Here is a 13,289-nt window from a genome sequence, read left to right as displayed (position 1 = left end):
GGACGCCACGTCGCACGCGGCCGGCCGGTGGTGGGCAACCCGGGCCGGCCATGGCACGATCACGGGGATGACCAGCAGATCCGACGCCGAGCAGCGGCTGCACGACCTCGCGCGGCTGCGCCGGGTCCGCGACCGGATCGACCGGGAGTACGCGCAGCCGCTGGACGTCGAGGCGCTCGCCCGGGGCGTGCACATGTCCGCCGGGCACCTCAGCCGCCAGTTCCGGGCCGCCTACGGCGAGTCCCCGTACTCGTACCTGATGACCCGGCGCATCGAGCGGGCCATGGCGCTGCTGCGCCGCGGCGACCTGAGCGTCACCGAGGTCTGCTTCACCGTCGGCTGCTCCTCGCTGGGCACGTTCAGCACCCGGTTCAGCGAACTGGTCGGCGTGCCGCCCAGCGTCTACCGGGACGAGGCCGCCCAGGCCACCGCCGGCCTGCCCGCCTGCCTGGCCAAACAGGTCACCCGGCCGGTCAGGAATCGAGAAGCGGGCGGCGCGGGGCCACGACTAGCCTGACCCGGGACCGATCCGGGCCGGCCGGCCACGCGGCGGGCCCGTCGCACAGCAGGGGAGACAGCATGAGCAGCGCCACGAGGACCGAGTCGTCACCCGCCCGGCACGCCGCCGACAGCCACGACCTGATCCGCGTGCAGGGCGCCCGGGTGAACAACCTCAAGGACGTCAGCGTCGAGATCCCCAAGCGCCGACTCACGGTCTTCACCGGCGTCTCCGGTTCGGGCAAGAGCTCCCTGGTGTTCGGCACCATCGCCGCCGAGTCCCAGCGCATGATCAATGAGACCTACAGCGCGTTCGTGCAGGGCTTCATGCCGACGCTGGCCCGGCCCGAGGTCGACGTCCTCGACGGGCTCACCACCGCGATCATCGTGGACCAGGAACGGATGGGCGCCAACGCCCGCTCCACCGTCGGCACCGCCACCGACGCCAACGCCATGCTGCGGATCGTCTTCAGCCGCCTCGGCCAGCCGCACATCGGCTCGGCCCAGGCGTTCTCCTTCAACGTCGCCTCGATCAGCGGCGCCGGCGCGGTCAGCGTCGAACGCGGCGGCAAGACCGTCAAGGAACGGCGCAGCTTCACCATCACCGGCGGCATGTGCCCGCGCTGCGAGGGCATGGGCTCGGTCACCGACTTCGACCTGTCCGCCCTCTACGACGACAGCCGCTCGCTCAACGAGGGCGCGCTGACCATCCCCGGCTACAGCATGGACGGCTGGTACGGGCGCATCTACCGCGGCTGCGGCTTCTTCGACCCGGACAAGCCGATCCGGGCCTACACGAAGAAGGAACTGCACGACCTGCTCCACAAGGAACCAACCAAGATCAAGGTCGAGGGCATCAACCTGACGTACGAGGGACTGATCCCCAAGATCCAGAAGTCGTTCCTGGCCAAGGACATCGACACCCTGCAACCACACATCCGCGCCTTCGTGGAGCGGGCCGTAACCTTCACGACCTGCCCGGACTGCGCCGGCACCCGGCTCAACGAGACCGCCCGCTCCTCGAAGATCAAGGGCATCAACATCGCCGACGCCTGCGCCATGCAGATCAGCGACCTCGCCGACTGGGTCCGCAGCCTCGACGAACCCTCCGTGGCCCCGCTGCTCACCGGCCTGCGCCACCTGCTCGACTCGTTCGTCGAGATCGGACTCGGCTATCTCTCCCTCGACCGGCCCTCCGGCACCCTCTCCGGCGGCGAGGCCCAACGCACCAAGATGATCCGCCACCTCGGCTCCGCGCTCACCGACGTCACCTACGTCTTCGACGAACCCACCATCGGCCTGCACCCGCACGACATCCAGCGGATGAACGACCTGCTGCTGCGACTGCGCGACAAGGGCAACACCGTCCTCGTGGTCGAACACAAACCGGAAGTCATGGCCATCGCCGACCACCTCGTCGACCTCGGCCCCGGCGCCGGAACCGAAGGCGGCCACGTCGTCTTCGAGGGCACCATCGACGGACTGCGCACCAGCGGCACCCGCACCGGCCGCCACCTCGACGACCGGGCCGCCCTCAAACCCTCCGTACGCACCCCCTCCGGCACGCTGGAGGTACGCGGCGCCAACACCCACAACCTGCGCGACGTCGACGTCGACATCCCGCTCGGCGTGCTCGTCGTCGTCACCGGCGTCGCCGGATCCGGCAAGAGCTCCCTGATCCGCGGCTCGGTCGCCGGCCACGACGGCGTCGTGTCCGTCGACCAGACCGCCATCCGCGGCTCCCGCCGCAGCAACCCGGCCACCTACACCGGCCTGCTCGAACCCGTCCGCAAGGCCTTCGCCAAGGCCAACGGCGTCAAACCCGCCCTGTTCAGCCCCAACTCCGAGGGCGCCTGCCCCACCTGCAACGGCGCCGGCGTCATCTACACCGACCTGGCCATGATGGCCGGCGTCGCCACCACCTGCGAGGAGTGCGAGGGCCGACGCTTCCAGGCCTCCGTGCTGGAATACCGCCTCGGCGGCCGCGACATCAGCGAGGTCCTCGCCATGTCGGTGACCGAGGCCGAGGAGTTCTTCGCCGACGGCGAGGCCCGCACCCCCGCCGCCCACGCCATCCTCCACCGGCTCGCCGACGTCGGACTCGGCTACCTGCGCCTCGGCCAGCCCCTCACCACCCTCTCCGGCGGCGAACGGCAACGGCTCAAGCTGGCCACCCGGATGGCCGACAAGGGCGGCGTCTACGTCCTCGACGAACCCACCACCGGCCTGCACCTCGCCGACGTCGAGCAACTGCTCGGCCTGCTCGACCGCCTCGTCGACGCCGGCAAGTCGGTCATCGTCATCGAGCACCACCAGGCCGTCATGGCCCACGCCGACTGGATCATCGACCTCGGCCCCGGCGCCGGCCACGACGGCGGCCGGGTCGTCTTCGAAGGCATCCCCGCCGACCTCGTCGCCAACCGCGCCACCCTCACCGGCGAACACCTCGCGGCCTACGTCGGCAACCGCGACTGAGCCGACCGGGTGTGCGGCGCCCTTCCGGGGGCGCCGCACACCCGACCACCCGCGGGCGACCCCCGCACACCCGGCCCGGGAACCCCCGCACCGGCACGCCCGGGGGAGCGGGCCACCCGCGCCCCGGCACACCGCCCTACGGACGCAGGTCCACCGAGATGATCGGCGACAGCGCCCGCAGGAAATCGGCCGCGTCGAAGATCTCCCCGGCGGAGGCCACCCCGACCGTCCTGGTCCGCCCCGTGAGGATGCGGTCGACCGCCTCCACCACCAGCGGCGCCGTGACCGCGTAGATGTCCTGCCCCGACGCCACCGCCCGCCGCTCCCGGCCGCCGGCCCGCACCACCACGTCGACCAGGAACGTCTGCGCGGACCGCCCACTCCCGTCAGCCGGCGCCGGCCCCGGCGTCTCCGCGGCCGCGAGGTCCCGGGCCGCCTCCACCGTCATGTACGTCCGCACCTCCGGGATGGCCAGGTGACTCGGAATGGTGACCACGTCGGCCATCGAAAACTCCCCGATGACGGCCCGCGCGCCCACCGGATCCGGGAAGGACCACTCCAGCGTCGGCGCCGCGTCGTCGCGGTACTCCAACCGCCCGCCGGCGTACCGGACGCGCCGCCCACCCCGCCGCTGCCGGGAGACCACCCCCGCGGCCCGCGTCCCCGCCGTCGGGTGCCAACCGCTCAGCCCGTACGCCACGTGCGCCTCGTCGGCCGCAGCCCAGTCGCCCAGCGCGGCGGTGGCGAGCAGATCACCCAGACCGCCGTAGAACGCCATCGCCGGCACCACCACCGCCCCCGCGGCCCGCGCCCGCTCGCCGAAGTGCGCGAACGTGTCCAGGTTCGCCTCGATCTCGGCCGCCACATCCACATACGGGATACCGGCCCGCAGCGCCGCCTCGATCACCGGCGCGGCCGTCGTGGCGAACGGCCCGGCACAGTTGACCACGGCCGACGTGCCGGCCACCGCCCGGTCCAGCGCCGCCGGATCATCCACCGACGCCGGCCGGGCCTCCAGCCCCGACTCGTACGCCAACGCCTTCAGCTTGTCCACGTCCCGTCCGCTGAGCACCGGCACGAACCCGCACTCGCGCAACCGCGCCACCACAAACCGCCCGGTGTGCCCGTACGCGCCGAACACCGCCACCGCAAGCCCCGAAGTCATCGTCTTCTCCTGTGCTCAGACCAACCGTCCCCACCATCCTCACGGCCCGGAACGCTCCCCACGAGTGTCTGGAACGCCAACACCCGTACAATTTCGGACGTGCACACCGTCGCGCTCGCCGTCACCGACGGCATGCTGCCCTTCGAACTCTCCCTGGCCTGCGAGGTCTTCGGCACCGACCTCAGCGCGACCGGCATCGTGGACCACTGGTACCGCCTCGACCTCTGCGGACCCGCACCGGTGCCCGCCGGCCGATTCCGGATCGAACCCGACCACGGCCTCGACCACCTCCCACACGCCGACACCGTGATCGTCCCCGGCTGGGCCGACATCGACGTCCCACCCCCGGCCGACCTGGTCGACGCCGTCCGCGCCGCCCACCACGCCGGCGCCCGCGTCGCCTCCCTCTGCACCGGCGCGTTCGTGCTCGCCGCCGCCGGCCTGCTCGACGACCAACGCGCCACCACCCACTGGGCCCACACCCGGGACCTCGCCACCCGCCACCCCCGGGTACGGGTGGACCCGGACGTCCTCTACGTCGACAACGGCCGCGTGCTCACCTCCGCCGGCAAGGCCGCCGCCATGGACCTGTGCCTGCACCTGGTCCGCCTCGACCACGGCTCCTCGACCGCCAACGCGGTGGCCCGCCGCCTCGTCGTGCCCCCGCACCGCGACGGCGGCCAGGCCCAGTTCGTCACCACCCCGGTGCCCGCCCCCGGCAACCACCCCCTCGCCGACCTCTTCCCCTGGGTGCTGCGCCGCCTGGACCACCCGCTGACCGTCGAGGACCTGGCCCGCCAGGCCCGGATGAGCTCCCGCAACCTGGCCCGCCACTTCCGGTCGGTGACCGGCACCACGCCGCTGCAATGGCTGCTCACCCAACGGATCCGCCACGCCCAGGAACTGCTGGAAACCACCGACGACAGCATCGACGCCATCGCGGCGGCCACCGGCATGGGCACCGCCACCACCCTGCGACGACACTTCCACCGCACGGTCGGCGTACCTCCGGACAGCTATCGCCGCACCTTCCGCTCCCGGACCCGCAGCCAGCGGTGACCCGCCGGCCCCGCCCGGGCCCGACCACGACCGCGACCCGGGCAGGGGGAGTGGGCCGCCGCTGAGCGGCGCCCGCGTTGTCGGTGGGTGCTGCCAGGATGCGCGCATGGAGCCGACCGAGATTGTTCAGCAGCTGTGGGATCGCATGCAGGCCCGCGACTGGCCCGGGCTCACCGCGCTGCTCGCCGAGGACCTGGTGGTGGAGTGGCCGGTCAGCGCCGAGCGGATCGTGGGCCGCGACAACTACGTGCGGATCAACGCCGAGTACCCGGAGGGGTGGGCGATCAAGGTGCTGCGGATCGTCGCCGACGGCGACGCGGTGGTCTCCGAGGTGGAGGTCCCGCACGACACGATGGGGGTGCACCGCGTGGCGTCGTTCTGGACGGTGCGCGACGGCACGATCGTCACCGGCCGGGAATACTGGACGAGCCTCGGCGCGGATCCCTCACCCCAGTGGCGGGCCGCCTACGTGCAGCTGATCTGAGCCGGCTTGCGGTTCGATAATGTACATTATGTCAAGTAGACCCGAGCCGGCCCTCCTCCGGCAGGGTCAGCGGGGCCCGCCACCAGAGCCTCCCTCTCGCCGCCAGGCCGGCGGTACGCGTCCACGCGTCGAGCCGGGCGAGAAATCCCACCAGGTCGGCGTGGACGCGGGCCAGCAGCCCCGGCAGGTCGGCCCGCGCGAACTCGACAACCGGTCCGCTCCGCTCCGGCGGCGGCCACCGTGCTGTCAGACGCGGATCAGCGCGCCGCGCACCTCGACCTCCGGACCGGGATCGTGTCCCAGCCAGGGCTGGCCGCCGTCCAGGACGGACGTCCACTCCCGCCAGTCCTCCAGCCCGGCGCAGCAGCCGGGCGTCACCGACACCCCCGGTGGCCGTGTCCTGCACGCGTAGCCCGCCGGCGATCGGCGCCGGTTCTACCGGTTTCGCCCGCTCCCCTGCCACCCAGGCTCACGTGAATGTGAATATTCGTGCATAATGTCCCTTATGCACGATATTGCGGACGGGTCGGTAGCCAGGTTGATCGAGGAGTTCCTGACCGACCGGGCCACCCGCAAGCCCTCCCCCCACACCCTCGCGGCCTACCGGCGGGACCTGACGATCGTCGCGGCGCTGACCGGCCCGGACGGCACCACTCCCCTCCCCATCGGCCGGGTGCCGATCTCCACCCTCTCCCCCCAGGTCATGCGGCGGGCGTTCGCGCGGTTCGCCGCGCCCCGCGCCACCGCCTCCGTGCACCGCGCCTGGTCCACGTGGAACAGCTTCTTCACGTTCCTGGTCGCCGAGGGCGTCGTACCGGGGAATCCGATGCCGGCGGTCGGCCGGCCACGCGCTCCGCTCCCCCGCCCGAAGCCGCTGCGCGGTGAGGACACGCCGGAGGAGCTGCTCGCCGCCGTGGCGCGCGAGCGGGGCCGGCAGCGTGACCCGTGGCCGGAGCGGGACCTCGCGGTGCTGGCCCTGGCGCTCTGCGCCGGGCTGCGCCTGTCGGAGCTGTTGGCGCTGCGGGTGGCGTCGGTGGCCGGCCGGGACGGTGAGCGGCGGGTGGACGTGGCGGGCAAGGGCGGGCGTCCGCGTACGGTGCCGATCGAGGCCGCGGTCGACCGGGTGCTGGTGGACTACCTGGACAGTCGGCGGCGGCGCTTCGGGGCGCGCAGCGTACGCCCGGACTCGGCGTTGCTGGTGGACCGGCGGGGTGCGCCGCTGCGCCGCGGTGGCCTGCAGTACCTGGTGGAGTCGTGCTTCCGGCGGGCGGGCATCGGTGACCGGGTGCCGAAGGGGGCGCGGCTGCACGCGTTGCGGCACACCTTCGCGACCCGGTTGGCCGAGGACGGGGCGAGCGCGGCGGAGATCATGCGGTTGCTGGGGCACGCGTCGTTGGCGTCGTCGCAGACGTACATCGAGGTGACGGCGGGTCAGCAGCGCGCGGCGGTGCGGTCGAACCGGACCAACCAGGCGCTGGCGAACGTGCTGAGCGGCGGGTGAGCGGAGGCGGCACGCGGACGGTGGCGTCGCGGGTGCCGCCGGGGCGGGCAGGATGGGTGGATGCGGGTCGGTGAGGCGCGGGCGGTGGCGGTCGACTGGGTGCGGGAGCAGGCTCGCCGGGACGGCGGGATCGAGGGGGCGTTCTTCAGCGGTTCGACGGTGGGTCTGCCGGCTGACGCGGTGTTGCCGGAGTCGTCGGATGTGGACGTGTTGCTGGTGCGGGCGGCCCCCGGCGGGAAGCTGGGCAAGTTCCGGCATCGGGGGGTGCTGCTGGAGGTCAGTACGATCGGCTGGGCGGAGCTGGGCTCGCCGCAGGACGTGCTGGGGTCGTGGGTGTTCGCGCCGTTCTTCCGTACCGATGCGGTGATCGTGGATCCGACGGGCCGGCTGGCGGCGCTGCGGGAGCGGGTGGCGGCGGGTTTCGCGGATCCGGTGTGGGTGCGGCGGCGGGTGGCCGGGGTGCGGCGGCGCGTCGAGGAGGGGTTGGCCCGGCTGGACGGCGACGGGCCGTTGCACGAGCAGGTGTTGGGGTGGGTGTTCCCGACGTCGGTGGTGGCGTTGCTGCCGGTGGTGGCGGGGTTGCGGGATCCGACGGTGCGGCGGCGGTACGTGGTGGCGCGGGAGGTGCTGTCCGGGTACGGGTTCGCCGACCGGTACGAGGAGTTGCTGGCGTCGCTGGACGGCGGCGGGATGGGTGCGGGTCGGGTGCGGGAGCATCTGGCGGGGTTGGCGGGCACGTTCGACGAGGCGGCGCGGGTGGCGGCGGGTACCGGGTTCGCGTTCCGGGCGGATCTGAGTGCGGCGGGGCGGCCGGTGGTGGTGGACGGCAGCGCGGAGTTGATCGGTGCGGGCGCGCACCGGGAGGCGATGTTCTGGATCGTGGTGACGTACGCGCGGTGTCATGCGGTGTTGGCGGCGGTGGCGCCGGGGCGGGAGCGGGTGTTGCGGGCGCGGTTCGCGGCGGCGGTGGCGGATCTGGGGGTGGGATCGGCGGTGGCGCGGCGGCGGCGGGCGGATGCGCTGCTGGGGGCGTTGCCGCGGTGGCAGGCGGTGGCGGATGCGGTGGCGCGGCGGGCTGTGGCAGGCTGAGGGCGACGCGACTGGCGGCACGGGGATGGCAGCAACCATCGGGGAGCTCGTCGTGGGGGTCGACCGCCTGGGCCTCCGCGGGGGGTGTGGCATGTCTTCTTCGGGTACGACGGCTCGGTTGTTGCCGGGTGGGCCGGTGGCGGAGCGGGTGTTGGCGGAGGTCGCGGAGGCGGTGGCCGGGTTGCGGGCGTCGGGGGTGACGCCGGCGCTGGCGACGGTGCTGGTCGGTGACGACGACGCGAGCGCCGGGTACATCCGGATCAAGCAGCGGCAGGCGGCCGAGTTGGGGTTCGCGTCGCCGCATGTGCACCTGTCGGGGTCGGCGTCGCAGGCGGATCTGCACGCGGTGCTGGAGGATTTCAACGCGGACAAGGGTGTGCACGGGGTGTTGGTGCAGTATCCGATTCCGGGGCACCTGGATTATGACCGGGCGTTGGCGGTGCTGGATCCGGACAAGGACGTCGACGGGATGCATCCGGTGAACATGGGGCGTCTGGCGTTGGGGCTGCCGGGTCCGTTGCCGTGTACGCCGGCGGGGATCGAGGCGTTGTTGGCGTTTCACGGGGTGCCGGTGTCGGGGCGTGAGGTGGTGATCCTGGGTCGGGGTGCCACGTTGGGTCGGCCGTTGGCGATGTTGTTGGCGCAGAAGCGGCCGACGGCGAACGCCGCGGTGACGGTGGTGCACACCGGGGTGGCGGACTGGTCGCGGTACACGCGGCGGGCGGAGATCCTGATCGCGGCGGCGGGGGTGCCGGGGATCATCCAGCCGGAGCATGTGCGTCCGGGTGCGGTGGTGGTCGGTGGTGGGGTGCGGTACGAGGGGCGGCGGTTGTTGCCGGACGTGGACGAGTCGTGCGCCGAGGTGGCGGGGGCGATCACGCCGCGGGTCGGTGGGGTGGGTCCGACGACGGTGGCGATGCTGTTCCGTAACGCGGTGCGGGCGGCGCAGCGGGCGTCCGGGTTGGGGTGAGGTGGCCCGGCCGCAGGGCCCGCGGCGGGTGGGTTCCGTGGTGCCGGCGGTCAGCCGAGGTCGACGATGAGGGGCCGGTGGTCGGAGATGGTCGACAGCGGGGTGTGTACGGCGGTGACGGGTGGTAGCCGGTCGAGGCCGCGCCGGTCGGCGAGGACGTGGTCGAGTTGGACGCGGGGCTGTCCGGCGGGGTAGGTGGGGCGGCGACCGAGCGGCCGCCAGCCGGTGAGCAGGCGGGCGGCGCCGGCGGGGAGGTTGAGGTCGCCGAGGAGGATGCGGGGGGCGGGTAGGGCGCGCAGGGCGCGGACGACGCGGCGTAGTTGCAGCATGTTCCAGCCGGGGACGAAGGACAGGTGGGTGGCGGCGACGGTGAGTGGGCCGTGTGGGGTGTCGAGCACGGCGGCGAGGACGACGCGGGGTTCGTCGCGTAGCAGGACGAGTCCGCCGCCGGGGCCGGGGGCGTAGATCGGTGAGCGGACCGGGGCGGGGCGCAGTCGGGTGACCTGCCAGGTGCGTACGGGGTGGCGGCTGATCAGGCCGACGCCGTAGAGGGGTTCGCCGTGTCCGTCGTCGTCGTGGGTGAGGGGGCGGAACCGTTCGCCGGGGGTGCCGACGACGGCGGCGGCGAAGCGGTGTTCGGGGGCGTCGAGGGCGCGGGCGGCGATGGCGGTGAGGTCGAGGTTGCCGCTGCGGGACTGGTCGCGGTCGACTTCCTGCAGGGCGAGGACGTCGGCGTCGAGGGCGGTGACGGCGGCGGTGAGCCGGTCGGGGTCGACGAGCCCGTCGGTGAGGGAGCGGCCGTGCAGCAGGTTGAAGGTGGCCAGGCGCACCTGGACACCCTACGTCGCTGTGGCAGGCTTGCCGGGTGTTGAAGGCGCTGGTCTGTTCGATGCTGGTGTTCGTGGTGGTGGCGTGGTTGGGCCTGTGGTTGCGGCGCCGGCGTCGCTGGTGAGTGGGGTCGCCGTCCTGGTGGGGGGCGGTGAGGCTGGCCACAGGGCGGCTCGGTGGGGCCGGTTCGGTGGGCAGAATGGCGGCCCGTGGATCCTCTGTCGTTGACCACCCTGTTGACCGCGGCTGCCCTGGCGGGCTGGGTGGATGCCGTGGTCGGTGGTGGCGGGTTGTTGTTGCTGCCGGCGTTGCTGGTGGCCGCGCCGGGGGTGCCGGTGGCCACGGCGTTGGGCACGAACAAGCTGGCGGCGATCTTCGGTACGTCGACGGCGGCGGTGACGTATGCGCGGCGGACGAAGTTGGATTGGTCGGTGGCCGGGCCGTCGGCGGGGTTGGCGGTGCTGACGGCGGGGTTGGGTGCGGCGTTGGCGGGGGCGGTTCCGGCGGGTGCGTACCGGCCGGTGGTGTTGGTGGTGTTGCTGTCGGTGGCGGTGTTCGTGTTGACCCGGCCGCGGTTGGGGGTGGTGGCGCGGCCGCACCGGCGTACGGCGGCGCGGGTGGGCGTGGCGGTGGCGGTGGCCGGGTTGGGTATCGCCCTGTATGACGGGTTGATCGGTCCGGGCACCGGCACGTTCCTGGTGTTGGCGTTCACCGCGTTGGTGGGGGCGGATTTCGTGCACGCCTCGGCGATGGCGAAGGTGGTCAACGCGGGTACGAATCTGGGTGCGCTGGTGGTGTTCGCGGCGACGGGGCACGTGTGGTGGCTGCTGGGGGCGGCGATGGCGGTGTGCAACGTGGCGGGGGCGGCGGTGGGCGCGCGGATGGCGTTGCGGCGGGGTTCGGGTTTCGTGCGGGTGGTGCTGCTGGTGGTGGTGGCGGCGCTGGTGGCCAAGTTGGGCTACGACCAGTGGTTGGCGGGCTGAGACGGGGCGGGTCGATCACCTGTGTGATCATCGTCGGGTGCCCGTACGCGCCGAACACGACCGGGCGGTCCTGGCTGAGCTGCTGAGCCGCGATCCGGTCCTGCACGCCTACCAGTTGGGCGATCTGGACGACTTCTTCTGGCCGTACACGTCGTGGTTCCGCCGTGGGGACGAGGTGGCGCTGCTCTACCACGGTGTCGACCTGCCGACGCTGCTGGCGTTCGCCCCGCCGGAGCGCACCGGTGAGCTGGCGGCGCTGGTGACCGAGCTGGCGCCGGTGCTGCCGGCCCGGCTGTGGGCGCACCTGTCCCCCGGTTTGGACGCCACGGTGGCCCGCTGGTACGAGCTGTCCGACGTGGCCGCGCACCACCGGATGGCGTTGACCGACCCGGCCCGGCTGGGCCGGACCTGCCCGGTCGGGCGGCCGCTGGACCGCGACGACCTGCCGGCGCTGCGTGACCTGTACGCCGTCGCCTACCCGGACAACTGGTTCGATCCGCGGATGGTGGACACCGGCCAGTACGTGGGTGTCGACGACGGCGGTGAGCTGGTGGCCGTCGCCGGGGTGCACGTGTGGTCGCCGACGTGGCGGGTGGCTGCGCTGGGCAATGTCACCACCCATCCGCGGTCGCGCGGCCGGGGCCTGGCCGCCGGTGCGGTGGCCGCGCTGTGCGCCCGGCTGGCCGACACGGTCGACCATGTCACCCTCAACGTGCGGGCCGACAACCTCGCCGCGGTGCGTCTGTACGAGCGGCTGGGTTTCACCCGGGTCGCCGAGTTCATCGAGTGCGGGCTGCGTCGCCGGCCGTGACGGCCTGGCTCGCGGGTGCGGCCGGGAGACAGGTGAGGTGATCCTCGGGCTGGGGGTGGCCGGGGCGCCGGTGTCCCCCGGCCCGAGGGGTCACGGGGTGCGGTTGGGCGAGTGGAACCGGCCGGCGCGGATCTCCCGCAGCGCCCGGCGGCGGGTGTCGCCGCGCAGGGTGTCGACGTAGAGGCGGCCGTGCAGGTGGTCGGTCTCGTGTTGCAGGGCGCGGGCCAGGAAGCCGCGGCCGGAGATGGTCAGCGGTTCGCCGTGCTGGTCGAAGCCGTGCGCGGTGGCCTGCAGGGCGCGGGGGGTCGGGAAGTACAGGCCGGGGATGGACAGGCAGCCCTCGTCGTCGTCCTGGAGTTCGTCGGACAGCTCCAGGGTCGGGTTGATCATGTGGCCGCGGTGGCCGTCGGCGTCGTAGACGAACACCTGGGCGTTGACCCCGATCTGTGGGGCGGCCACTCCGGCGCGGCCGGGCGCGCCGAGCAGGGTGTCCATCAGGTCCTGGACCAGGGCGCGCAGGTCGGCGTCGAAGCTGGTCACCGGTTCGCTGGGGGTACGCAGCACGGGGTCGCCGATGATCCGGATCGGGCGCATAGTCATGCCCGGAAGGCTATCCGTCCGTTACCCGGGGTGGGGTGTGCACCGGTGGGTCAGCCGGCGTGGCGCTGTCCGATCAGCGTCTGTACGCCGTCGAGGAGGCGGGCCAGCCCGAACTCGAAGGCCCGCTGCGGGTCGGCGGCGGCCTGGTACTCCTCGCCGGCGGCGGTGCCGACGCGGGCGGCCAGGGGGAATCGCCGGGCGTCGAGGGCCCGCTCGAGGTAGGGGGCGTGGGCGTGCCACCACTGCTGGTCGGTCAGGCCGGTCTGTTGGGCGGCCTGGGCCATTTCGACGGCGGCGCGTACGGCGCCGTGCACGTAGTTGTCGACGAGGGTGACCACGGCGTCCATTTCCAGGTCGGTCAGGCCGATGCCGTCGACGGCGCGTAGTTCGTACTCGTACTTGGCGATGAGGTTCGGGCCCAGCGGGGGGCGGGTGGTGGCGACCTGCAGCAGCCACGGGTGGCGCAGGTACAGCGCGTGGTTTTCCCGGGCGACCAGTTCGAGGCGGCCGCGCCAGCCGCCGGGCACGTCGTCGGGGCGGGCGGTCTCGCCGTAGACGGTGTCGAGCATGAGGTCGAGCAGTTCGCCCTTGCCGGGTACGTGGGTGTAGAGGCTCATGGTGCCGGCGCCGAGGCGTTCGGCGACGCGGCGCATGGACAGCGCGGTCAGGCCCTCGGCGTCGGCGAGTTCGATGGCGGTGTGCACGATCCGGCCCACGGACAGGTCGCCGCCCTTGCGGCTGGGCTTGTCGCGGGTGCGCCAGAGCAGGGCGAGGCTGCGGGCGGGGTCGCCGGTGCCGCTGTACTCCGTGGTCACGCGCCGACTGT

14 protein-coding genes are annotated in these 13,289 nt (G+C 73.0%); 9 read left to right on the top strand and 5 right to left on the bottom strand.

Annotated elements, in window-relative coordinates:
- Nucleotides 1-67 precede the first annotated feature (67 nt).
- Complete coding sequence (locus tag LQ51_RS26340; RefSeq protein ID WP_046570272.1) at nt 68-517, top strand: helix-turn-helix transcriptional regulator; 450 nt, start codon at nt 68-70, stop codon at nt 515-517.
- Nucleotides 518-579: 62 nt separating this feature from the next.
- Nucleotides 580-2,973: an ATP-binding cassette domain-containing protein gene (locus tag LQ51_RS26335; RefSeq protein ID WP_046570270.1), complete on the top strand. Its 2,394-nt coding sequence runs from the start codon at nt 580-582 to the stop codon at nt 2,971-2,973.
- 136 nt (nt 2,974-3,109) lie between these two features.
- On the opposite strand, the gene LQ51_RS26330 is transcribed toward LQ51_RS26335, so the two are convergent.
- On the bottom strand, nt 3,110-4,138 hold the full coding sequence (locus LQ51_RS26330) for a saccharopine dehydrogenase family protein (RefSeq protein WP_046570268.1): 1,029 nt from the start codon (nt 4,136-4,138) through the stop codon (nt 3,110-3,112).
- 99 nt (nt 4,139-4,237) lie between these two features.
- Here LQ51_RS26330 and LQ51_RS26325 point away from each other — a divergent pair, with 99 nt between their 5' ends.
- Both LQ51_RS26325 and LQ51_RS26320 read left to right on the top strand, forming a co-directional pair.
- Complete coding sequence (locus LQ51_RS26325; RefSeq protein ID WP_046570266.1) at nt 4,238-5,197, top strand: helix-turn-helix domain-containing protein; 960 nt, start codon at nt 4,238-4,240, stop codon at nt 5,195-5,197.
- A gap of 106 nt (nt 5,198-5,303) precedes the next feature.
- Nucleotides 5,304-5,681 (top strand): nuclear transport factor 2 family protein, encoded by a 378-nt coding sequence (locus LQ51_RS26320; protein WP_046570264.1) that lies wholly within the window; start codon nt 5,304-5,306, stop codon nt 5,679-5,681.
- Between the two features lie 246 nt (nt 5,682-5,927).
- On the opposite strand, the gene LQ51_RS33005 is transcribed toward LQ51_RS26320, so the two are convergent.
- Nucleotides 5,928-6,065 (bottom strand): hypothetical protein, encoded by a 138-nt coding sequence (locus tag LQ51_RS33005; protein WP_156313234.1) that lies wholly within the window; start codon nt 6,063-6,065, stop codon nt 5,928-5,930.
- Nucleotides 6,066-6,186: 121 nt separating this feature from the next.
- On the opposite strand from LQ51_RS33005, the gene LQ51_RS26315 reads away from it, so the two are divergent.
- From LQ51_RS26315 to LQ51_RS26305, 3 genes are all read left to right on the top strand, one after another.
- Nucleotides 6,187-7,182 carry a tyrosine-type recombinase/integrase gene (locus LQ51_RS26315; RefSeq protein WP_046570262.1) on the top strand — a complete coding sequence of 332 codons (996 nt, stop codon included), beginning with the start codon at nt 6,187-6,189 and terminating at the stop codon, nt 7,180-7,182.
- A 60-nt stretch (nt 7,183-7,242) separates the two neighbouring features.
- Nucleotides 7,243-8,271, top strand: a complete 1,029-nt coding sequence (locus tag LQ51_RS26310) for a hypothetical protein (protein WP_046570260.1) — start codon at nt 7,243-7,245, stop codon at nt 8,269-8,271.
- 91 nt (nt 8,272-8,362) lie between these two features.
- On the top strand, nt 8,363-9,241 hold the full coding sequence (locus LQ51_RS26305) for a bifunctional 5,10-methylenetetrahydrofolate dehydrogenase/5,10-methenyltetrahydrofolate cyclohydrolase (protein WP_046570346.1): 879 nt from the start codon (nt 8,363-8,365) through the stop codon (nt 9,239-9,241).
- 50 nt (nt 9,242-9,291) lie between these two features.
- Here LQ51_RS26305 and LQ51_RS26300 read toward each other — a convergent pair whose 3' ends face one another.
- Entirely contained in the window at nt 9,292-10,071 is a 780-nt protein-coding gene (locus tag LQ51_RS26300) for an endonuclease/exonuclease/phosphatase family protein (protein WP_046570258.1), read from the bottom strand.
- 222 nt (nt 10,072-10,293) lie between these two features.
- Between LQ51_RS26300 and LQ51_RS26295 the strand changes: the two genes are divergently transcribed.
- Both LQ51_RS26295 and LQ51_RS26290 read left to right on the top strand, forming a co-directional pair.
- Nucleotides 10,294-11,052 (top strand): sulfite exporter TauE/SafE family protein, encoded by a 759-nt coding sequence (locus LQ51_RS26295; protein WP_304413736.1) that lies wholly within the window; start codon nt 10,294-10,296, stop codon nt 11,050-11,052.
- A gap of 37 nt (nt 11,053-11,089) precedes the next feature.
- A complete protein-coding gene (locus LQ51_RS26290) occupies nt 11,090-11,863 on the top strand; it encodes a GNAT family N-acetyltransferase (protein WP_046570256.1) in 774 nt (257 codons plus the stop codon).
- Nucleotides 11,864-11,953: 90 nt separating this feature from the next.
- Here the strand turns inward: LQ51_RS26290 and def are convergent, their stop codons facing one another.
- Together def and LQ51_RS26280 are read right to left on the bottom strand one after the other, a co-directional pair.
- The gene (gene def, locus LQ51_RS26285; protein WP_046570254.1) at nt 11,954-12,463 is read right to left on the bottom strand and encodes a peptide deformylase; all 510 of its coding nucleotides are present in this window, start codon (nt 12,461-12,463) and stop codon (nt 11,954-11,956) included.
- Between the two features lie 50 nt (nt 12,464-12,513).
- Nucleotides 12,514-13,278, bottom strand: a complete 765-nt coding sequence (locus LQ51_RS26280; RefSeq protein WP_046570253.1) for a TetR/AcrR family transcriptional regulator — start codon at nt 13,276-13,278, stop codon at nt 12,514-12,516.
- Between the last annotated feature and the right edge of the window lie 11 nt (nt 13,279-13,289).

Source organism: Micromonospora sp. HK10 (assembly GCF_000982955.1).
Classification (GTDB): domain Bacteria; phylum Actinomycetota; class Actinomycetes; order Mycobacteriales; family Micromonosporaceae; genus Micromonospora.
The sequence above is the reverse complement of the archived record's forward strand: the minus strand, read 5'-3'. Positions and strand labels throughout refer to the sequence as shown.

What these genes read in the sequence shown, in the direction of transcription:
- LQ51_RS26340 (WP_046570272.1), top strand. Translation starts at nt 68, where the DNA reads ATGACCAGCAGATCCGACGCCGAGCAGCGGCTGCACGACCTCGCGCGG.
- LQ51_RS26335 (WP_046570270.1), top strand. Translation starts at nt 580, where the DNA reads ATGAGCAGCGCCACGAGGACCGAGTCGTCACCCGCCCGGCACGCCGCC.
- LQ51_RS26330 (WP_046570268.1), bottom strand. Translation starts at nt 4,138, where the DNA reads ATGACTTCGGGGCTTGCGGTGGCGGTGTTCGGCGCGTACGGGCACACC.
- LQ51_RS26320 (WP_046570264.1), top strand. Translation starts at nt 5,304, where the DNA reads ATGGAGCCGACCGAGATTGTTCAGCAGCTGTGGGATCGCATGCAGGCC.
- LQ51_RS26315 (WP_046570262.1), top strand. Translation starts at nt 6,187, where the DNA reads ATGCACGATATTGCGGACGGGTCGGTAGCCAGGTTGATCGAGGAGTTC.
- LQ51_RS26310 (WP_046570260.1), top strand. Translation starts at nt 7,243, where the DNA reads ATGCGGGTCGGTGAGGCGCGGGCGGTGGCGGTCGACTGGGTGCGGGAG.
- LQ51_RS26305 (WP_046570346.1), top strand. Translation starts at nt 8,363, where the DNA reads ATGTCTTCTTCGGGTACGACGGCTCGGTTGTTGCCGGGTGGGCCGGTG.
- def (WP_046570254.1), bottom strand. Translation starts at nt 12,463, where the DNA reads ATGACTATGCGCCCGATCCGGATCATCGGCGACCCCGTGCTGCGTACC.